The 20,603-nt window shown below is 71.7% G+C and carries 17 protein-coding genes; 11 read left to right on the top strand and 6 right to left on the bottom strand.

From position 1 onward, the window contains the following. Positions 1 to 53: 53 nt before the first annotated feature. Positions 54 to 812, bottom strand: coding sequence for an MBL fold metallo-hydrolase (locus ACIBVP_RS03610; protein ID WP_396104376.1), 759 nt, complete (start codon positions 810 to 812; stop codon positions 54 to 56). 90 nt (positions 813 to 902) lie between these two features. Here ACIBVP_RS03610 and ACIBVP_RS03615 point away from each other — a divergent pair, with 90 nt between their 5' ends. From ACIBVP_RS03615 to ACIBVP_RS03635, 5 genes are all read left to right on the top strand, one after another. Further along, a complete protein-coding gene (locus ACIBVP_RS03615) occupies positions 903 to 1,478 on the top strand; it encodes a CGNR zinc finger domain-containing protein (RefSeq protein WP_396104927.1) in 576 nt (191 codons plus the stop codon). Between the two features lie 251 nt (positions 1,479 to 1,729). Next, positions 1,730 to 2,515 carry an IclR family transcriptional regulator gene (locus tag ACIBVP_RS03620; RefSeq protein WP_396104377.1) on the top strand — a complete coding sequence of 262 codons (786 nt, stop codon included), beginning with the start codon at positions 1,730 to 1,732 and terminating at the stop codon, positions 2,513 to 2,515. 35 nt (positions 2,516 to 2,550) lie between these two features. Beyond that, the gene (locus ACIBVP_RS03625; protein ID WP_396104378.1) at positions 2,551 to 3,804 is read left to right on the top strand and encodes a BNR-4 repeat-containing protein; all 1,254 of its coding nucleotides are present in this window, start codon (positions 2,551 to 2,553) and stop codon (positions 3,802 to 3,804) included. Positions 3,805 to 3,816: 12 nt separating this feature from the next. Further along, on the top strand, positions 3,817 to 4,965 hold the full coding sequence (locus ACIBVP_RS03630; protein WP_396104379.1) for a family 16 glycosylhydrolase: 1,149 nt from the start codon (positions 3,817 to 3,819) through the stop codon (positions 4,963 to 4,965). Between the two features lie 71 nt (positions 4,966 to 5,036). Further along, positions 5,037 to 6,932 carry a sensor histidine kinase gene (locus tag ACIBVP_RS03635; protein WP_396104380.1) on the top strand — a complete coding sequence of 632 codons (1,896 nt, stop codon included), beginning with the start codon at positions 5,037 to 5,039 and terminating at the stop codon, positions 6,930 to 6,932. On the opposite strand, the gene ACIBVP_RS03640 is transcribed toward ACIBVP_RS03635, so the two are convergent. From ACIBVP_RS03640 to ACIBVP_RS03650, 3 genes are all read right to left on the bottom strand, one after another. After that, positions 6,929 to 7,645 carry an SDR family NAD(P)-dependent oxidoreductase gene (locus tag ACIBVP_RS03640; protein ID WP_396104381.1) on the bottom strand — a complete coding sequence of 239 codons (717 nt, stop codon included), beginning with the start codon at positions 7,643 to 7,645 and terminating at the stop codon, positions 6,929 to 6,931. The two genes, ACIBVP_RS03635 and ACIBVP_RS03640, sit on opposite strands and share 4 nt — an antisense overlap. A 241-nt stretch (positions 7,646 to 7,886) precedes the next feature. Then, positions 7,887 to 8,783: a dihydrodipicolinate synthase family protein gene (locus ACIBVP_RS03645; RefSeq protein ID WP_396104382.1), complete on the bottom strand. Its 897-nt coding sequence runs from the start codon at positions 8,781 to 8,783 to the stop codon at positions 7,887 to 7,889. 15 nt (positions 8,784 to 8,798) lie between these two features. Beyond that, a complete protein-coding gene (locus tag ACIBVP_RS03650) occupies positions 8,799 to 9,953 on the bottom strand; it encodes a mandelate racemase/muconate lactonizing enzyme family protein (RefSeq protein ID WP_396104383.1) in 1,155 nt (384 codons plus the stop codon). Between the two features lie 88 nt (positions 9,954 to 10,041). Between ACIBVP_RS03650 and ACIBVP_RS03655 the strand changes: the two genes are divergently transcribed. The 6 genes from ACIBVP_RS03655 (at position 10,042) to ACIBVP_RS03680 (ending at position 16,674) form a co-directional block, all read left to right on the top strand. After that, a complete protein-coding gene (locus tag ACIBVP_RS03655) occupies positions 10,042 to 10,833 on the top strand; it encodes an IclR family transcriptional regulator (RefSeq protein ID WP_396104384.1) in 792 nt (263 codons plus the stop codon). After that, positions 10,830 to 11,735, top strand: a complete 906-nt coding sequence (locus ACIBVP_RS03660) for a carbohydrate ABC transporter permease (protein WP_396104385.1) — start codon at positions 10,830 to 10,832, stop codon at positions 11,733 to 11,735. The genes ACIBVP_RS03655 and ACIBVP_RS03660 overlap by 4 nt, the downstream gene beginning before the upstream one ends. Further along, complete coding sequence (locus ACIBVP_RS03665) at positions 11,732 to 12,637, top strand: carbohydrate ABC transporter permease (protein WP_396104386.1); 906 nt, start codon at positions 11,732 to 11,734, stop codon at positions 12,635 to 12,637. The genes ACIBVP_RS03660 and ACIBVP_RS03665 overlap by 4 nt, the downstream gene beginning before the upstream one ends. Before the next feature lie 32 nt (positions 12,638 to 12,669). Continuing rightward, positions 12,670 to 13,965, top strand: coding sequence for an extracellular solute-binding protein (locus ACIBVP_RS03670; RefSeq protein ID WP_396104387.1), 1,296 nt, complete (start codon positions 12,670 to 12,672; stop codon positions 13,963 to 13,965). 98 nt (positions 13,966 to 14,063) lie between these two features. Then, complete coding sequence (locus ACIBVP_RS03675) at positions 14,064 to 15,674, top strand: LuxR C-terminal-related transcriptional regulator (protein ID WP_396104388.1); 1,611 nt, start codon at positions 14,064 to 14,066, stop codon at positions 15,672 to 15,674. Positions 15,675 to 15,810: 136 nt separating this feature from the next. Then, positions 15,811 to 16,674: an alpha/beta fold hydrolase gene (locus tag ACIBVP_RS03680; protein ID WP_396104389.1), complete on the top strand. Its 864-nt coding sequence runs from the start codon at positions 15,811 to 15,813 to the stop codon at positions 16,672 to 16,674. Positions 16,675 to 16,718: 44 nt separating this feature from the next. Here the strand turns inward: ACIBVP_RS03680 and ACIBVP_RS03685 are convergent, their stop codons facing one another. Further along, a complete protein-coding gene (locus tag ACIBVP_RS03685; protein WP_396104928.1) occupies positions 16,719 to 17,225 on the bottom strand; it encodes a DinB family protein in 507 nt (168 codons plus the stop codon). A 49-nt stretch (positions 17,226 to 17,274) separates the two neighbouring features. Beyond that, positions 17,275 to 20,598 carry a ThuA domain-containing protein gene (locus ACIBVP_RS03690; RefSeq protein WP_396104390.1) on the bottom strand — a complete coding sequence of 1,108 codons (3,324 nt, stop codon included), beginning with the start codon at positions 20,596 to 20,598 and terminating at the stop codon, positions 17,275 to 17,277. Positions 20,599 to 20,603: the final 5 nt, after the last annotated feature.

The raw sequence follows: 20,603 nt of genomic DNA on the forward strand, positions 1-20,603 counted from the left end.
GACCCGGCGGTCATGACCTGTCCGGCCGGGTCCCACGGTTCCTCCCGTGATGTTCAGGCCGTCTGGAGCCGGTCGGCGATCCCAGCCGCGGTGAAGGCGGCCACCACGTCGTCGCGGCTCTCCGTGAAATGGCCCCAGCTGTCGCAGTGCGCGGGGACGACCCGGCGCGCGTCCAGTATGCGGGCGGCCTCGGCGGCGCCGGCCCCGTCGAGCGTGACCAGCGCGCCGTCGAAGAACGGCGTGCGGGCCGCGCCCGCGAACAGGACCGCGGTGTCCACCGGCCCGACGCGCCGGGCGATGTCGCGGACGACGTCCAGGGACGCGTTGTCGCCACTGACGTAGACGGTGGGCAGGTCGGGGGCGCTCAGGAGAAAGCCGACGACCTCGCCGGTGAGGGGTTCGCAGCCCTCGGGTCCGTGCCGGGCCGGTGTCGCGGTCACGGTCACGCGACCACCGCCGGGGCGTGCCAGGTCGACGTTCTCCCAGGGGGCAAGCCCGCGGGCGGTGCCGCCGAGGCGCCGGGCTCCGCCGGCGGTGGTGAGGACGAGCGGGACGTCGTCGAGCAGCGCCCGGCCCGTGGTGTCGAGGTTGTCCGGGTGCTGGTCGTGGGAGAGCAACACCGCGTCGACGGCGCCGAGGTCGGCCGGTCCGACGGGGGAGGCGGCCGTCTTGGTCACGACCAGGCCGGGCCCGAGGGGGTAGTCGCCGGGAGCGTCGAAGGTCGGGTCGGTCAGCAACCGGAGACCTCCGTACTCGATGAGGGTGGTCGGCCCACCGATGACGCGCACGTGGACCTGCTGGATGTCGGTCATCCTGGTTCCTCACGGAAGTGGATTGAGTTTGCCGTGAGTAACCGTAGGGTGCTCTCACGGATAAGCGCAAGGAGTACCATGAGGCGTGTGATGGAGGTCTTGCCGCCGGCGCCTGGGGCTGACGAGCACGTCGCGCTGGACTTCGCCGACAGCGCCATCGCCCTGCCCGGCGGGCAGTACCTCGACCTGCTCGGTGACCCCGAGGGCGCCGGCCGGTGGCTGGCCGACCGCGAACTCGCCCCCGAGAACGCCGGGTTGCGGGCGGTGTGTGCCGCGCAGCTCCGCGCGCTACGGGAACAGGTGCGGGCGTTGCTGGCCGCCCGGATCGAGGGGCACCCCGCTCCCCGCGGTGCACTGCAGGCCGTCAACGACGCCATGACCCGCGTGCCGAGCGCGTCGCTGTTGCGCTGGGACGACGGTCGTGGTTTCCACCGTGCCCCCGAGCATCCGACGACCCAGATCCTCGAACACGCCCTCGCGGTCCTCGCGGCCGACGCGGCCGACCTGCTCACCGGCTCCGATGCCGACCGCTTGGCCGCCTGCGGCTCCCCGCCGTGCAACCGCCTGCTGCTCCGCACCCACGGTCGCCGCCAGTGGTGCTCCACGCGCTGCGGCGACCGCGTGCGCGCCGCCCGCGCGTATGCCCGGCGTGGCCGCTCCGCGTAGCTCCCACCGGGTTCTTTCAGGCCTGTCACACGGTTCCCTCAGGTTCGCGGTCGAGGATCTCCCTTGTCGGGAGGTCGGAGAACCAGGGGGAGGTGGATGCGGCGGGGAGTGCCGCGGCGCGGCTGGGGGATGTCGCGGGCCGCGGTGCTCCTCGGCCGCATCGTCGTGTTTGCGCCGTTCGGCGGTAGGTCGGTTGCAGGATCGTGTCTACGTTCATCGATATTGCAACCGGACTTGCAAAGTGGGGTCTCGTGGCCGTCGACAGTGGGAACAACCAGTCCGTGGAGCGGGCCGCGCAGCTGCTGCGGGCGCTGGCCGACGCCGGGCACACGCGCGTTCGTGCCTCCGACCTCGCCGCCGCCGCCGGGCTGGGGCTGTCCACCGCCACCCGGCTGCTCGCCACGCTCGAGTCGCTCGCCTTCGTGGAGCGCGATCCCGTCACCTCGCTCTACCGGCTCGGCCCGCTCGCCTTGCGGGTCGGGGGAGCGGCCGCCAACCAGCAGCCCGTCCACCGCGAGGCCCGGCAGGTCGTGCAGAACCTCGCCGCACGGCTGGGGCTCGGGGTGAACGTGGCCCGGCGCCACCGGGACCGGCTCGTCTACCTGATCAACGCCGAGGGTGAGCTGGCGCCGCGCTCGTTCACGTTGCTCGGGCAGACCAACCCGCTGCACGCCACCGGCCTCGGGAAGTGCCTGCTGCTCGGCTGCACCGCCCACGAGCGACGGGAGATCCTCGGGGAGCTGACCGCGTTCACCGCGAAGACCGTCACCGACCCCGGTGTGCTCGAGGCCGAACTGGACGAGGTCCGCGCCCGGGGCTACGCCATGGAGGTCGAGGAACTGGCGCTCGGCCGCGCCTGCGTCGCCGCGCCCATCCGGGACCGCGAGGGCGCGGTCGTCGCCGCGGTCTCCGTTTCCGGGTCGCTGTCCGCGCTCGACCTCGGGCACCGGCGGGACGAACTGGCGCAGGTCGTCATCGAGACCGCCGACACCGTCAGCACCGCCCTCGGTTACACCGCGACCGCTCTCACCAACTGAACCCCCGCCCGTCTGCACCGGACAAAGGAGTCCCGATGAGACGTGTCATTCTCGCCTGCCTCGCGTTGCTGCTGGTGCTGCCGGCCACGGCGGCCGCCGAACAGGTGCCCTACCGCGTGGACGCCTCCAACCAGGCCGGGTGGTGGCGGCCGCTCGACGAGCTGAACGGCTCGCTCTACGTCGCCTACAACGCGTGGGGCGGGCCCGGCCCCACCAACGGCGGCGCGAACGACACCCACACCGTCTACATCGGACGTAAGGCGCCGGACGGCACCTGGACCCGGGGCTGTCTCAAGGCCGCCGACGGCACCTGTGCCGTCTACCCGGACGACATCGGGCACAAGCAGCCCTCGATCGCGGTCGACGGGCACGGGCACATCCACGCGTTCGTCTCCATGCACAGCGACAACTGGATCTACTACCGGTCGACCGCACCCGGCGACGTCACCACCATGGTCAACCGGTCGGCCGACATGCCGGACCAGGGGGACCGGTACACCTACCCGAACCTCACGCGGGTCGACGACGGCGACGTCTACCTGGTGATCCGCGCCTACCCCGAGGGCAGGCTCTACCGGTGGGACAACGCGGCCAACCGGTGGACCCGGGTCGCGGTGTTCGCCCGGTCGTCCGGGTACGTCGCCTACCCCGACGACGTCGCCGGGGACGGGAGCGGTAACCTCCACATCACGTGGGAATGGGCCTACGGCGGCACGAACGCCCTGCGGCACCTCGGTTCCTACCTGCGGTACGACATCGCGGCCGGGCGGTTCCACAACGCCGCGGGCACCGTCGTCACCGCGCCCGCGACCGTCACCAGTCCCGTCGTGTACCAGCCGGTCGAGGGCGCCGAGGACCAGACGGACCGGGACGACGCCTCCGCGCCGCCCGGGGTGCAGAGCGCGAAGTTCGCGCTGTCCAACGGGAAACCCGTCGTCGCCTACCGGTACCGGACCGTCCATGGTGGACGCTGGCACGTGCGGGTCGCCGAGTGGAACGGCACAGCCTGGCAGCGGAGGACCGTCTACGCCGGTGCCTACGACACGCACGCCGCGATCGACGTCACCGCCTGGGGTGGCGGTCTGCGCGTCTACTACGCCAAGAAGGCCACCGCGAGCGGCGACCAGGCGTTCGCCGCCGTCCCGTCGGGGAGCGCCTGGGCCGAGACCGCCCTGCTGCCCGGCGTGAACGTGCAGCGCCTCGCCGTCATCCGGCGTGCCGGTACCGATCACCTGTACCTCACCGCACCGACCGACCACCAGCTCCACGTCCGCACCTCGCCCTGGTAACGGAGGCCCCCCATGCGCAGGAGCGCCCTGCTCACCGCCCTCGCACTCACCCTCACCACGGTCGCCGCCGCCCCCGCGACGGCGGACCCGCCGGCGTCCGGCTACACGCTCGTGTTCAGCGACGAGTTCAACGGCACCGCGCCCGACACGTCCGTGTGGAACTTCCGCACCGACGTCAAGGCGGGCAGTGCGCAACGGCCACAGAACGTGACCGTCGGCGGCGGGCTCATGACCATCGACCTGAAGGCCGAGTCGCCGCAGTACCTCGGCAAGGACTGGAGTGGTGGCGGTCTCGTCAGCAAGCGGGCCCTGCGGTACGGCTACTACGAGACCCGCGCCAAGCTGCCGTCCGTCGGCGGGTGGCACACGTCGTTCTGGATGATGGCCGGCGACGGCAGCACCACGTTCGGCCCCGAACGCCGCACCGAGATCGACGTCCTGGAGAACGACTCCGTCAACCCGCGCACCATCCACAGCGGCGTGCACGCCTGGAACGGCACCGGCGACGGCGGCTACCACCCCGGCTCCACGTACGACTCGGGACTGGACCTGAGGCAGTGGCACACCTACGGCGCAGACTGGTCGGAGACGTCCGTGAGGTTCTACGTGGACGGCCAACTGCGCTACACCGCGCCCTACACGCCGGACCAGTGGACCCACGACTACCTCAACATCTGGCTCACCAGCATCGCCTACCCGGTGACGGCGAACGGGCCGTCGACCGCGCAGTTCGACTACGTCCGGTACTGGCAGAAGGACTACTACCTCGACAACGACGGGCCCGCCGCCTACGGATACCGCGAGTCCGGCGGCTGGCACGACTCCACGCTCGACGGCTGGAACCACACCTCGCCCAGCCGCTATGCCACCTGCCACACCGCGGGCAACACCGCGACCTGGCGGCCCACGCTGCGTGCCGCGGGCAGGTACCAGGTGTACGTGTGGAGGATCGCGCACTCCGGCAGCGACCGGAACACGCGCTACGACGTCGGCCACAGCGGCGGCGCGGCCGCGCGGCACGTGGACGGCACCGCCGGGACCAGCGGATGGGTGTCGCTCGGCACCTACTCCTTCGCCGCCGGACAGACCGGGTACGTGAAGCTCACGTCCAGTGGCGTCGGCTGCGCACGGGCCGACGCGGTGAAGTTCGTCCGCGCCTGAGGCGGCGCGCGGCGGGAGTGTCCTCCGTTTGGTGGCCGCTCCCGCCGCGAAACCCGGTAGCCTCCCGTTGAGTGAGAAGGGTCGGAACCGACGAACTCGACGCGCGGCGCGACATCCACGGTGCTCGCGCGATCGTGCTCGGTTTCCTTGTCGCGCTTCTGGCGGGCCGGGCCGTGGACGCCGTCAACCACGGTGAGTTCTGGTACGTGCTGTTCGTGGTGGCGCTGTTCGTGCTGCCGATGTGGTTCGCGAGCGGCGTCGCCCGCCCACTGTGGACCCGGCTGCGCTGGTGGCTGCTCAGCGCACAGGCGGTGCTGACCTACGTTCCGTTCGCCCTGTTCGGCAGCGGCTGGGTCGGCGGGATCTCCGGGTTGCTCGCCGGGTTGGTGCTGCTCACGGTGTCGGCGCCGGCGTCGTGGGCGGTGTTCGTCGTGCTGATGGGCGTGGAGGAACTGATCTGGCTCGGCGTGGTCGGGCCGCCGTACACGCCCGTCGTGCACGCCGCGATCTGGCTGCTGATCGCGTTCGCGGACAACGGCCTCGCGCTGTTCGGCCTGACCTGGATCGCCGAGCTGGTGCGGGAGGTGGCGTCGACCCGCGACGAACTGGCCGTCGCCGCGATCACCCGGCAGCGGCTGGCGGTCGCCGAACGGCTGCGGTCGATGATCGGGGACCGGGTGCGGACCGTCACGGCCAGGGCCACCGCGGCGCGGGACGCGCTCGCCGACCGGCCCGACGTGGCTCGTACCGAGATCGCGTCGGCCGGGGTGACCGCCCGGGAGATGCTGGCCGAGGCCCGCGCGATGACCGGGGACCCCGACGAGCGGATCACCACGACGCCCCAGCCGGGGGTCCGGCTGGCGCCGAAGGTCGCGACCGGTGTGTTGCTGGTCGTGCTGGTGCTGTTCGCCGCCCAGAACCTCGCCAACGTCGTGCTGTCCGGGGTCGGCTACCCGCCGTCCGCTGTCGCGGTCGCGCTGGTCGCCGGGATCGCCATCCCGGTGCTGCAACTCCGGCACTCCGGGCTGCGGGGCAGGCCGAAGGCGTGGCCGTGGACGTTCGTGGCACAGGCCGTGCTGACCTACGTCCAGTTCCTGTTCGTCGGGTCGGTCGGGCTGGCGTTCGTCGGCTTCCTGGCCGGGTCCGCGCTGCTGCTGTTCCGCGGCCGGTCGCGGTGGGTGTGGTTCGGGGTGATCGTCGCGAGCGTGCCGGGGCTCGTCCTGCTGGCGCCGGGGGAGCCGTGGACGGTGGCGCTGGTGCGGTGGACCGGGTACGCGACCGCGACCGCCGTGGCGTTCGGCCTGCTCGTGTACGGGCTGGCGCGGTTGACGAACCTCGCGGTGCGGCTGGCCGCGCTGCGGGAGGAGCTGGCGGAACTGGCCGCGGTGCGGGAGCGGTTGCGGCTCGCGCGCGACACCCACGACCTGCTCGGCCTCGGGCTGTCCGCGATCGCGCTGAAGACCGACCTGATCGCCGCGCTGATCGGCCGTGACGACGACCGTGTCCGGCACGAGCTGGACGAGCTGCTGTGGCTGTGCCACAAGGCGGGCAACGACGCCCGGCTCGTCGCGGCGGAGAGCCTGCGGCTGTCGTTCGCCAGCGAGCTGGGCCTGGCGTTCGACATCCTGACGTCGTCGGGGATCTCGGTGCTGCTGCCCGACCGGCCACCGCCGACACAACAGGAGATCGACCGCGAGGTCGACGTGGTGCTGGCGACCGTCGTGCGGGAGGCGGTCACGAACATCCTGCGCCACAGCGAGGCCGAGCAGTGCACGATCGCGCTGGCGGTCGACGACGACGTGCTGCGGCTGCGCATCGGCAACGACGGGGTGCTCGCCGGGGACGGGTGCCCCGGCAAGGGGCTGGCCAACCTGCGCGCCCGCGTCGAGGTGGTCGAAGGCCGGTTCACCGCGCGCCGGACACTGTCGGAGTTCGAGATCGTGGCCGAGCTGCCGTACCGCCGTTAGAGCCAGCGCGCCCGCAGGTCGGGGCGCAGCCAGGCGGCGGGGGAGGCGATGGAGAGCCCTCCGTCGACGGGAAGGACCGCGCCGGTGACGAACCCGGCGCCCGCCAGGAACACCACGGCCGCGGCCACCTCGTCCGGCCTGCCGACCCGGCGCAGCGGGTAGCCCTCGGCCACGGCGGGCAGGTCGGCGTTGCCGATCATCCCGGGTGCGACGGCGTTCACCCGCACGCCCGCGGGGCCGTACTCGAGCGCGAGCTGGCGGACGAGCCCCTCGACCCCGGCCTTGGCGGCGGCGTAACCGGGCAGGCCGGGTGCGGCGAGCGTGGCGTTGACCGAGGAGACGGCCACGATCGACCCGCCGGCGGGGAGCCGCCTGAGCGCGGCCCGCGCCACGTAGAAGGCGGAGTCCAACGTGGCCCCGATGGCGGCGCGCCACTGCTCGTCGGTGGTGTCGGCGGCCGCCGCGACGGGCTGCGTCGCGGCCGCGAGCACGACGGTGTCCAGCCGTCCGAGCAGGTGGTGGGCCGACTCGACGGCGACGGCAGCGGCGGCCGGGTCCGCGCAGTCGGCGGCGATGGTCTCGGCGAAGGCGGGGTCCTCGTGCCGTTCGAGGGAGACACCGACGACGCGGTCACCACGCACGGTGAACGCGCGTCCGATCGCGAGCCCGATGTCGGAGCTGCTGCCGACGACGAGCACGCCGAGGCCGGTCACCGCGCACCGCCGTGGGTGGGGCGGCCTCCGGCCCCCGGGATCCAGCGTAGATCCGGCCACCGACAGTCCTGAGCGCTGCGACCGGGTTGTCCACAGGCCGCCGCGTGCCGAAGGGGTCCTTCAGGGCACGGAGCGTGGGGATGGGGTCCTTCGGTGCGCAGTGTGAGGACCGTGCGTGACGGCGGCCGGGTTGTCGGTGCCTTGTGGGACAATAGAAACCGGGGGCCGGAGGCCGCGGCCCTCATCGGGTCACCTCGGGTGTGGGCGGTAGCGCCAGGTCCGCCAGCACCGCGTCCAGCTCCGCCAACGTCGCCCGCCCGGGCGTTCCGGCGGGTGACCGCACCGTCGCGTGCGCGATGATCCCGCGTCGCACCAGTACCTCCTTGTGGATGGCCCACGCGATGCCCTGTTGCAACCCGCACAGGATGAGCGGCAGCAGGCTCGTGAACGCGGCACGGGCCGACGTGCTCCGCCAGTCCGCCAGTACCGGCGCGAGGAGGTCCGGGAACTCGCACGCGGGCATCGTGCCGACCGCGCCGCCCGCGTACTCCGCCAGGCAGAACTGCGCGTTCTGCCCGCCCAGCACCGCGAACTCCGCGTCCGCCACCGCGTCCACCACGGCCGCCACCTTCGGCGCGGTCGGCGGGGACTCCACCTTCACCGACGTCACGCCGGGCAGCTTCGCCAGCTCCACGATCAGCGGCACCGGCATCGCGACGCCCGTGGCGCCCGGCGCGTCCTGCACCATCACCTCCGGCCCGGCGGCCGCGACCGACGCGTAGAAGTCCACGAGCTGCGCGGGGCCCGGCTTCACCATGAACGGCGGCAGCACCATCAGTGCCGACGCGTCCGCGAACGCCTCGACCTGTTCCAGCGCGGTGACCGTCGACGTCGCGGCCACCCCGGCGACGACCGGCACCGCGCCCGCGACCACCTCGATCACCTCCCGCAGGATCACGGCACGTTCGGCGGCGGTGAGGGCGAAGTTCTCGCTCGCCATGCCGAACACCGCCACACCTTCCACTCCGGACGCGAGCTGGAACTCCACCAGCCCGCGCAGGCTGGGCAGGTCGAGTGACCCGTCGGGCAGGAACGGCGTGGCGAGGATGGGAACGAGACCGTGCACGGTGTGCGGCACTGGGCAGAACTCCTTCTAACCGGCTAGCGCGGCCACCGCGTCGGCGTCGACCTCGACGCCGAGCCCGGGGCCATCGGGGAGGGACATGGTGTGTGCGCCGACCGGTACCGGGGCGCGGAGGATCCGGGTGCCGACCTCGTACGACGTCGGCTGGTACTCGAACGACGGCAGGTCCTCGACCGCCGCCGACACCGCCAGGCCCGCGGCCAGCGCCACGCCCAGCCCGACGGAATGGTGCGGCGCCACCGGCACGTGCCTGGCCGCGCACACCTCGGTGATCGCCATCGCCTCCGTGATGCCCGTGCGGGCCACGTCCGGTTGCGCGATCCGCAGCGCGCGCCGCGTCACCCAGTCGTCGAACTCGTACCGCGTCCGCAGTGCCTCGCCCACCGCGATCGGCACCGCCGACCGCGCGACGAGTTCCGCGTGCCCGGCCACGTCCTCGGGGGCGAGTGGCGCCTCCAGGAACCAGACGTCACGGGAAGCCAACCCTGCTGCCAGGCGCAGCGCGTCCGTCACCGAGTACGCCCAGTGCGCGTCCACCGCGATCCGCAGCGACGGTGCCGCGGCCCGCACCGCGTCCACCGTGGCCAGGTCCGCCGCGACCCCGTTGCCCAGGTGCAGCTTCACCCGCCGTGCGCCGCGGGCCACCCACTCCTCGGCCAGTGCCGCGCGTTCCGCGTCGGTCGGCTTCGGCAGGCCGGAGACGTAGACGGGGATCTCCTCGCGGAACGCGCCACCCAGCAGGTCGGCCACGCGCCGGCCCGTCACCCGGCCCGCCAGGTCCCACAGCGCGATGTCCACCGCCGCCAGTGCGTCCGCCTGGTGGCCGACCAGGTGGCCGCGTTCCCGCATGAGGTCACGCAGCCGCGACCACGCCGGGCGCGGCGCGGTCGCCGACATGCCGACGAGCACCGGCGCGAGCAGCAGGTCGACGATCGCCGCGGGCACCTCGGGTGCGACCGGCGCGAGGGCCTCGCCCCAGCCGGTGGTCCCGTCCGCCGCGGTGACGCGGACCAGCAGCGTCTCGTAGCGGTCCGAGTAGATGCTCCGCCACGGCGGCCGGACGGCGTAGCCCGCGTCCGGCGCGGACCCGTCGGCAAGCGCCCCGAGATAGGCACTGTCAGCCCGCAGTTTCAGGATGTAGGTATCGACACCCACTATCTGCATATCGATCCCAACATGTGCTTGACGATCGTCAACATGTGCGCAAGAGTCGCACATGTTGCGAGGCTGTTCAACCAAGGGAGTGCGGAACGTGGCCGCGGAAGCAGGCACCAACCAGAGCGTCGAACGTGCGGCCACCGTGCTCGGCGCGTTCCTGGAGGGTCGCGCGGAGCTGCGGGTGTCCGACGTGGCGAAGCACTCCGGTCTCGGCCAGTCGACCGCCTCCCGCCTCCTCGCCACGCTGGAGCAGATCGACTACGTCGAGCGCGACCCGGTGAGCGGGCTGTACCGCCTCGGCCCCGCGCTGATCACCCTCGCGGGCGTGGCCGTGAACCAGCACCCGGTGCACCGCGAGGCCCGGCAGCGCGCGCAGGACCTGGCGCACGACCTCGGCCTCGGCGCCAACGTGGCGGAACGCCGTGGCGACACGATGTTCTACCTGTGCAACTTCGAGGGGAAGCTCGCGCCGAAGTCGTTCGTCCTGATGGGACAGCGCAATCCCCTGCACGCCACCGGCATCGGCAAGTGCCTGCTGCTCGGGGTGCCCGACCGCCGCGCCCTGCTGGGTGACGACCTGCGCCGCTACACCCCGAACACCCCGGCCACGCACGCCGAGCTGGACCGGATCGTCGGCCAGGTGCGCACGCAGGGCTACGCCACCGAGGTCGAGGAGCTGGCGCTGGGCAGAGCGTGCATCGCCGCGCCGATCCTGGACCGCGCCGGTGAGGTCGTCGCGGGCATCTCCATCTCCGGGCCGCTGTCCGCCATGGACCTCGAGCGCCGCGAGGAGGAGCTGGCCCGCCGCGTGATCGAGGTGGCCGACTCCATCAGCATCGGCCTGGGCTACCTCGGCCCGGTACACACACCGGCGGGCCGGCCGTGACCACCGCGGTCCGCAAGGGAACACCGGGCAAGGCGCTCTCCGGTGGCGCGTTCGCGATCCTGCTGGTGCTGCCCGGGCTCGCGCTGCTCGTCGCCGTCGTCCTCTACCCGCTGATCTCCTCGCTGGTCACGGCGTTCTTCGAGCAGAGCCTCGTCGAGCCGGGCCGCCGCTTCGTGGGCCTCGCGAACATCCAGGCGGTGCTCGGCTCCGACTTCCTGCCGCTGCTGCGCCAGACGCTCGTGTTCACGGTCGGCACCACGCTCGTGCCGTTCGTGATCGGGTTCGCGCTCGCGCTGGCGCTCAACACCCGCATCAAGGGCCGCGGGTTCCTGCGCGGCGCGTTCCTGCTGCCGTGGCTCGTGCCCGCCGTCGTCACGTCCTTCCTCTGGATGTGGATCTTCAACGCGAACTACGGCGTCGCGAACGGCGTGCTGGAGGCGCTCGGGATCGTCGACGAGCCGGAGGCGTGGCTCTCCAGTCCCGGCACGGCGATGGCCGCGGTGATCATCGCGAAGACGTGGGCCAGCTTCCCGTGGATGATGGTCATGCTCCTGGCGGGCCTGCAGACCGTGCCGCCCGAGCTGCACGAGGCTGCCCAGGTCGACGGCGCGGGCACGATCCGCCGGTTCCGGTCGGTCACCGTGCCCCACCTGCGCGGGATCATCGGGCTGGTGCTCCTGCTGGAGCTGATCTGGAACTTCCAGCACTTCGACACGATCTACGTGATGACCGGCGGCGGCCCGGCCGGGACCACCGAGACCTTCGCCGTCGCCGTGTACGACACCTTCTACAAAGGACACGACCTCGGCAAGGCGGGCGCCATCGGTCTGCTGTGGATGGTGCTGCTGCTCGTGCTCGTCGTCGGTTACCTCCGCGTCGTGGACCGGGAGGAGAAGGCGTGACGACCACCATGGACGCTCCGGTGCGCACGCGGGAGGAGACCGCGCCGCGATCACGCAGGCGCTCGCCGCTGGACCGGGACCGGCCCGCCGTGCGGATCGCCGCGTGGGTGACGATCGTCGTGTTCGGGGCGTTCGCACTGCTGCCGGTGTACTGGATGCTCGCGACCGCGCTCACGCCGGACGACAGGGTGTTCGCCTACCCGCCGTCGCTCTTCCCGGCTGACGTCACGTTCGAGCACTTCGCGTCGCTCGCCGGGAACTCGCAGCTGTTCGACTACCTCGTCAACAGCGCGATCGTCTCCGGCGTCACGGCCGTGCTGTCGGTGATCGTGTCCGCGTACATGGCGTACTCGTTCGCCAAGTACCGCTACCGCGGGCGCCGGTCGCTGATGTACCTGGTGCTGTCGTCGCAGATGTTCCCGCAGGCGCTGCTGCTGGTGACGCTGTACGCGGTGTTCGACGCCTACGACCTGCTCAACACCTACACCGCGCTGGTGCTGTCGTTCACGACGTTCACGCTGCCGCTGTGCGTGTGGATGCTGAAGGGCTTCTTCGACACCATCCCCGACTCGCTGATCGAGGCCGCCCGCATCGACGGCGCCTCCCAGCTGCGGATCATCCACTCGGTGATCGTGCCGCTGTCCGGGCCGGGTCTCGTGGCCGCCGGGCTGTTCGCGTTCGTCCGGGGCTGGAACGACTTCATCTTCGCGCTCACCCTCGCGGGCCCGGACAAGCAGACCCTGCCACCCGGGCTCGCCAACACCTACCTCGGCGAGGCGCAGACGGCGTGGCCGGAGCTGATGGCCGCCTCGCTCGTCGTCTCACTGCCCGTCGTGATCGCGTTCATCGCCCTGCAGCGCTTCCTGGTCGGCGGCATCACCGCCGGCGCCGTCAAGGGCTGACTCCCCACCCCTTCCTTCCCCGGAGGTCACCGATGACTACCGCCTACAGCCGTCGCCGCATGCTCCAGTTCCTCGGCGCGGCCGGGCTCGGCGCGGCGGGACTCGCCGCGTGCGCGCCCGCGCCGGAGGAGACCGCGCCACTCGCCGCCGACGACCCGAAGGCCAACGTGAAGACGTTCTCCTTCGCGTCGTGGACGTTGAACGAGGAGGCGGGCAAGCCCGTGGTGCAGGGCCTGCTCGACACGATCACCAGGAAGGACGGGCTGACCGTCAACCCGGTGTCCTACCCGTACAACGAATACCTCAACCAGCTGACGCTGCAGGTGCGCGGCGACAAGCTCGTCGGTGCCGCGCAACTCGACATCGCGTGGCTCGGGGCCCTGGCGGCGCTGGGCAAGCTGCGTGACCTCGGCGACGCCGCGAAGGACGGCGGCTACACCGACACCGCGCTCAAGTCCGGCCAGTACGAGGGCAAGCAGCTCGGCCTGCCGTGGACCACCGGCGCCATCGGCCTGGTGACCAACAAGGATCTGCTCGCCAAGAAGGGCATCACGACGTTCCCGGAGACGATCGAGGACTTCGAGGCGGCGCTCGTCGAGCTGAAGGGCCTCGGCGGCGGGGTCGTGCCCTACGCCGCGTCGACGAAGGTCGCGCAGCTCAAGGACATCCTGTTCTGGATGAAGACGTTCGGCTGCACACTGCTCGACGGCGACACGGTCACGATCGGCGACGAGGCGTCCGTCGACGCGGTCACCTGGTACAAGAAGCTGTACGACCAGAAGCTGATCGCCCCGGACGTGGACCGCTTCGACGCCCGCGCCCTGTTCAGCCAGGGCCGCGCCGCGATCTACGACGACGCGATCGTCGGCAAGGGCGCGGTGCTCAAGGACTCGCCGGACAAGGAGCTGGCCGACAAGCTCGACCCGGTCGCCCGCCCGGTGCTCAAGTCCGGCGACGACCCGCAGGCGCAGCTGTGGGGCCACGTCATCGTCGTGGTCGAAGGCGAGGCCGCGAACACGGCGTCGTCGTTCGCGAAGTGGATGACCTCCGACCCGGCGGCCACCGACGAGTTCTTCGCGAAGCTCTCGCTGCCGCCCACCACGGAGAAGGGCCTCGCGTCGGACGCGGTCGCGAACGACCCGTTCACGACCGCGTTCAGTGAGCGGATCACGAAGACCGCGTCGCAGAACCCGTTCTGGCGCTTCCCGGAGTACGCGCAGATGGAGACGGTGATCGCGGAGCAGGTGCAGGCCGTCCTGATCGGCAGCGCGACTCCCGCCGACGCGATGAAGACCGCGGGGGAGCAGGTCCAGGCGCTGGTGAAATAGCGAGCCCGCGTTCGGAGAAACAGGCCAGAGCCCTCGCACATGGCCAACGCCTGTTCCCAGTCGTACAGTGGGCGCAAGTCCGTCGAACGGGGACGGTGGTGAACGAGGAGCCGGACCTGCTGAGCCAGGCGCGGCAGGCGCACGGAGCACAGGACTGGGCAGCCGCCGCGGCGCACTTCGACGCCGTCGGCGCCGAGAGCCTCACCGCGGACGACCTCGCCGCATACGCCGATGCCGTGTGGTGGCTCGGTCGCGTCGAGGACACCATGCGGCTCCAGGCCGGCGCGTGTGAGGCCTTTCTGGCCGACTCGCGGCCGGCCGACGCCGCCTGGGCCGCCGTCCTCATGGGACTCTCCCTGCTGGGGCGGGGCGACGAGCCGCAGGGCATCGGCTGGATCAGCAAGGCCGGGCGGCTGCTGGTGGGTGCCCCGGAGTGCCGCGCGCACGGGTACCTGCTGCACCTGACCGAACTGGAGCCGAGCCTTCAGGCCGGGCGGCCGGCGCAGGCAGTGGCGGCGGCACGCCGGATCCGGGATCTCGGCCAACGGCTGGGCCAACCCGACGTGGTGGCCATCGGCCTCAACGGCGAAGGCCGCGCCCTGATCCGGTCCGGTCACCTGGTCGACGGGCTGAACCTGCTCGACGAGGCGATGGTCGACGCGCTGGGCGGCCGGCTCTCCCCGTTCGCGACCGGCAGCCTCTACTGCCACACCATCGCGACCTGTCACGAGATCGTGGACATCCGCCGGATGACGCGCTGGGTCGACCTCACCGAGCGGTGGCTGGCCGGCGTCTCCTCGGCGGTGTTGTTCGACGGCCTGTGTGCGGTGCACCGGGCCCAGCTCCACCTGATCCGCGGCGAATGGCACGACGCCGAGCGGACGGCGCTGCGGGTGGCCGCCGCCCTCGACGCCAACCGGGTCGACTACGCCGCGGCGGCCTGGTACGTGGTCGCCGAAGCGCGCCGGTTGCGGGGCGACCCGAGCGCGGCCGACGCGTACGACGAGGCGCACGCCCGCGGCCGTGACCCGCAGCCGGGCCGGGCGCTGCTGGCGCTGCGGGCGGGTGATCACGAGGGTGCCGCCGCGTCCGTGCGGGTGGCTGTGGCGGCGGCGGGCACCGACCCGCTGCGCCGCGCCCCGTTGTGTGCCGCGGCGGTGGAGATCGCGATCGCCGCGGGGCACGTCGAGGACGCCGCTGTCGCAGCCGCCGAACTGGAGGAGACGGCGTCGACGTTCACCACCTCGGGACTCGAGGCGATGGCGGCCACGGCACGTGGCGCGCTGCTGCTGGCCGAGGACCGCGCCGAGGAGGCCCTCCCGGTGCTCCGCGACGCCTGCAGGCGCTGGCGGGAGCTCGGCGCGGCGTACGACGCCGCGGGTGTGTGCGCCCGCCTCGCCGGGGCGTACCGGGCGCTCGGCGACGAGGCGTCCGCGAACGCGGAGGCAGCGCAGGCGAAGGCGACCTACGAACGGCTGGGCGCGCACCGTCCGGCGCCGAAGTCGCCGGACGGGCTGACCCCGCGCGAGTGCGAAGTGCTGGCCCTGGTCGCCGACGGCCGCTCCAACCGGGAGATTGGCGAGGCGCTCTTCATCAGCGACCGCACGGTCGCCCGGCACCTGACCAACATCTTCCACAAGATCGGTGTCACCTCCCGTGCCCAGGCGATGCGCTCCGCCATCGACCACAGGCGGGCACCCATCGGCTGAGACAGCTACGCACAACCGCGTAGACCCGGCCGCTGCGGACTGGTCAATCGCACCGATGCCCGGGTGCCGCACCGCGACCTAGCGTCCCGGTAGACGCGCCGGACAGCGGCGCGGTGATCGATCAGGAGAGATCACCATGACCGAGGAACGCATCCACCGAGCGGTGTCCGCCGACGGCACCGAGATCGTCGGCCGAGTACGAGGCGAAGGGCCGCCGCTGGTCCTGGTCCACGGCGGGATCGGGGACGGCGAGGTCGCCTGGGAGGCACTGCTGCCCCAGCTCACCGACCGGTTCACCTGCTACCTGCCGAGCACGCGGGGCCGCGGGCGGTCGGCGGACAACCCGGACCATTCGCCGCCGCGCCTGCAAGAGGACGTGACGGCGTTCGTCGAGAGCATCGGCGAGCCGGTCCACCTGGTCGGCTGGTCGGGCAGCGGGGCGTGGGTGCTCGGTGCCGCGGCACGGAGCAACCTCGTCGCCGCGGTGGCCGCGTACGAGCCGGGCCTGATCCCGGTCATGGGGGAGGACGACCTCGCCAGGACCTTCGCCACCGTGGAGCGGATGGGCGCGGCAGCCGCCGAGGGCCGGCTCGTCGACGCGGTGCGCGCGTTCGCCCCGTGGATCTGCACCGACGAGGAGGTCGCGGCCCTGGAGCGGATGGACTTCTACGGACGCTGGGCTGCCCAGGTACCGGCGATGCTCCGGTTCGTCCAGCACGACGCGGCATACCAGGGGCCACGATCGACCGATCCCGAGGCGCTGGCGCTGGTCACCGCTCCGGTCCTGCTCCTGCTGGGCCGCAAGTCCCGGCTCGGCACGTTCTTCACCGCGTCTGCGCGGGCCATCGCCGAGCACCTCACCGACCCGCAGGTGTGGGAGCTGCCGGGCGTCGGGCACTTCGCGCCGGTGCTCGCGCCGCAGTCCGTCGCCGAGGAGTTGACCACCTTCTTCGAGACGGCCAGGCAACCGGCCAGCCTCCCGTCCAGGAGGAACACCTGACCGGCGCCGACGGCCTCGATGCCACCTTGCTGGAGATCCGGTGGTTACGCGCCGGTGACGCCGTCGATGCCCTCGCGCAGGAAGTCGGCGTGGCCGTTGTGGCGGGCGTACTCGTGGATCAGGTGCAGCATCACCAACCGGAGTGACACGTCCTTCTGCCAGCGCGGGTTGTAGACGATCACGTCCAGCGACTCCGCCTCGCGCTCGATGCGCCGCGAGTGCTCGACCTCCGCCTCCCAGGCGGCGAACGCCTCCGCGCGTGTGCTGTTCGAGGCGTCGTAGGCCACCTGGTAGTCGCCATCTGCGGACCACACCAGCGGAACGTCTTCGCCGTTGATGACCTTGCGGAACCACGTCCGCTCGACCTCGGCCATGTGCCGCACCAGACCCAGGAGGGTCAAAGTGGACGGTGGCATGGACCGTGTCCGCAGGTCCTCATCGGACAGATCCGCGCACTTCATCGCCAGCGTGGCGCGGTGGAAGTCGAGGAAGCCGCGCAGCGTCTCGCGTTCGTCGCCGGTCAACGGTGGTTCAGGACGGGTCACGTCCAGGCATGCTACGGGGGCCGGTGCGCGCACCGGCCCCCGCATCAACCCCTGGTCAGCCCGCCGGGGTGAACTCCACCCAGTTCAGGTTGACCAACCCTGTGGCGGGTCCGCCCGTGACGGAGCGGAACACGAGGTACAGCGCGTGCCCGCCCGCCGGTTGCGACACCGGCACCGACTGGCTCGCCCACGCGTTGTTCCCGCTCGTCGCGGCCAACGTCGCCGTCGTGACCAGCGGCCCGGTCGGCGAGTCGAGCCGCAGCTCCACCGCCGCCCTCGGCTGGCCGACCGTCGCGGCCGAACCACCCGAGTGCCGGAACGTCACCGCCGTCGCGTCGCCCAGGTTGATCGGGTCGAACGCGATGTGGTCACCGTTGTCGATGGAGCCGAGCTGCTGCCCACCGCCGACGTCGGAGGTGTTGGCGATCGTGACGCCCTGCCGCACCTGGGCGAACTCCGCCTGCTGGCGCGGAGTCTGGATCACCGTCTGCCCGATCGTCGTCAGCGGCGGTTGCCCGCCACCACCGAGGTCGGAGTACTGCGCGCTGATCCCGCCGTACAGGTAGCCGCCCGCGTGGTCGGCGCCGTCCTCCGGGCTCGGCAGCACGCCGGTGCAGCCCGTGGTCGACGCGTCACCGTGGCCGTGGCTGTCGTGCCCGAGCACGAACGTCACGGTCACCCGCGAGCAGTCGATCGTGCCGTCCTCCGGGTCGGTGACCGTCACCTCGAACGGGATGTCGTCACCCCAGTCGAAGAACGACCCCGCCACCGGCGAGGTGACCGTGACCGTCGGTGCGGTGTTGCCGACCGTGATCACCCTGGTCAGCACCGCGGTCTTGCCGCTCGAGTCCGTCACCGTCAGCTTCGCGGTGTAGGTCCCGTTGGCCGTGTACGTGTGGGACGTGATCGGGTCCGCCGAGTCGACGGTCCCGTCGCTCGTGAAGTCCCACGCGTACGAGATGGACTCACCCGGGTCCGGCTCGTAGGAGCCCGTGCTGTCGAACGTCACGGTCAACGGCGCCTGGCCCGAGGTCGGCGTGGCGTTCAGGACCGCGACCGGCGACCGCGTGCCCTTCACGTACCGGATCACCGACAGCTGCGCGTCCGGGTTGGGACGGAAGAACCCGTCGCCGTACTCCAGCACGTACAGGCTGCCGTCCGGCCCGAACTCCATCTCCATCGGGTTGTCGAACACGAACCCGGGCAGGAACTGCTCCACGCCGGTCAGGTTGCCCTTCCCGTCGGTGCGCATCATGAACAGCTTGTCCCGCGTGAACTCCCCGAACACCACCGAGTCGTGGTAGTACTCCGGGAACTTCGTCTCCGACGCGTTCTCACTGTCATATCCGTAGATCGGCCCGCCGTGCGGACCGACACCACCGGTGCCGATGACCGGCCACCTGAAGTCGCACGTCGTCGGCGGGTTGTCCAGGTACGTGCCGGGGCACGGCGTCCGCGCCTCGTACGTGTACCAGAACTGCGCCTGCTGCACCGCCGGCAGCACCCGCAGACCCGTGTTGTGCCGCGAGTCGTTCACCGGTGCGCCGCAGTCGAACGCTGACCCCGACGTGCGCGTGTCGAAGTCGTAGTCGAAGTACGGCAGGCTCGGCGAGACGCACAGGGGCCAGCCCCAGTTGCCCGCGGTTTTCGTGCTGAACCAGCGGCCCGTGCCCTCCGGTCCCCGCGTGGGGTTGGAGCGGCGCGAGTCGGGGGAGTAGTCCGCGACGTACACCCGGCCGGACGCGTCCACGTCGAACCGGAACGGGTTGCGCAGGCCCATCAGGAAGATCTCCGGACGGGTCCTGTCCTCGTAGTCCTCCGACTCCGGGAACAGGTTGCCGTTCGGGATCGTGTAGGTCCCGTTGTCCCGCACCTTGATCCGCAGCAGCTTGCCCCGCAGGTCGTTGGTGTTGGCCGACGAACGGCGCGCGTCCAGCCCCGGTGCCGCGTTCGGGCCGTCGTTGATCGGCGTGAAGCCGTCCGACCCACCCGCGTTGGTGTCGTCGCCGGTGATCAGGTACAGGTTGCCCTTGCCGTCGAACTTGACCTTGCCCGCGACGTGGCAGCAGATGCCGCGGTCGACGGGCACGCGCAGGATCTGCTGCTCGGAGGCCATGTCCAGGTGCGGCGTCGGCGACTCGACGAACTTCACCCGCGACAGCTGGTTGTAGCCCTCGAACTTGTCCCACACGGTCGGGTCGGTGCTGGACAGCGGCGCGTCACCCTCGTTGACGCCCGGCGTCGACGGGTCGTCGACCGGGGTGTTCAACCGGGGTGAGTAGTAGATGTAGACCCATTTGTTGGTCGCGAAGTCCGGGTCGATCGAGATGGTCTGCAGACCGTCCTCGTCGTGGCTGTAGACGGGGACCGTGTTGATGACCGGGCTCGCGCCGGTGGCGGGGTCGTAGAGCCGGACCTCGCCGCCGCGGGTGTTGTGCAGCACCCGCCCGTCCGGCAGTACCGCGAGCGACATCGGCTCGCCGGGCTCGTCGTTGAGCGTGACCTTCTCGTAGTTGCCGAGGACGGTCGCGCCGCAGTCACCCTCGACGACACCCGCTGCCCACTCGATGCCCCCGAGGAGGTGCTTGCGGACGTTGCCGTTGCGGTACGACTCGGGCGAGTGGCCCAGGCCGGTGTACCAGGAGCGGCCGCCGACGTGGTCCTGGCACCAGGCGACCGGGTGGTCGAAGCCCATGGTGCCGCCGGTGAACGACTTCTCGTCGGCCGTGGCGAGCACGTGCTGCTTGCCGCGCACGTTGGCCGCGAAGTTGTACCACTCCTCGGCCAGCGTGAGCGTCCTCGCGACGGTCTCGGTCGACGGGTGCACACGGTCGGCCACCGCCACGGTGCCGTGGCCGACGCTCGCCACACCGGCGACCTTGGTGCCGACGAGGTTCTGGTAGAACGGCCAGTCCGGCTCGGTCTCGGCGGCCGCGTGCACGCCGACGTACCCGCCGCCCGCCCGGATGTAGCCCTCGAACGCGCTCTCCTGGGCGGAGTTCAGGACGTTGCCGGTGGTGTTGAGGAAGACGACCGCACGGAAGCGGGCCAGGTTCTCCTCGGTGAAGGCACCCGCGTCCTCGGTGGCGGTGGCCTGGAAACCGTTGGCCCGGGCCAGCGTCTTGATGGTGGCGACGCCGTCCTCGATCGAGGCGCGGCGTTCGCCGTCCGTCCTGGTGAACACCAGCACCCGGTAGCTCTCGGGGGCGCGGGCGTCGGAGCGGAGCGCGGCGGGGCCGTTCTCCGCGCCGGTCGAGGTGGGGACGTCCCCGGCCGCGGGCTCCGCCGCGACCGGGGTCGTGCCGGGCACGGCGACTGCCGCGGCGGCGATGAGGCTGGTCGCACCGGCGAGCCACCGGTGTCTTCGGGAAGCTGCCATGGTTC

The organism is Actinophytocola sp. NPDC049390, assembly GCF_044466355.1.
Lineage (GTDB): Bacteria > Actinomycetota > Actinomycetes > Mycobacteriales > Pseudonocardiaceae > Actinophytocola.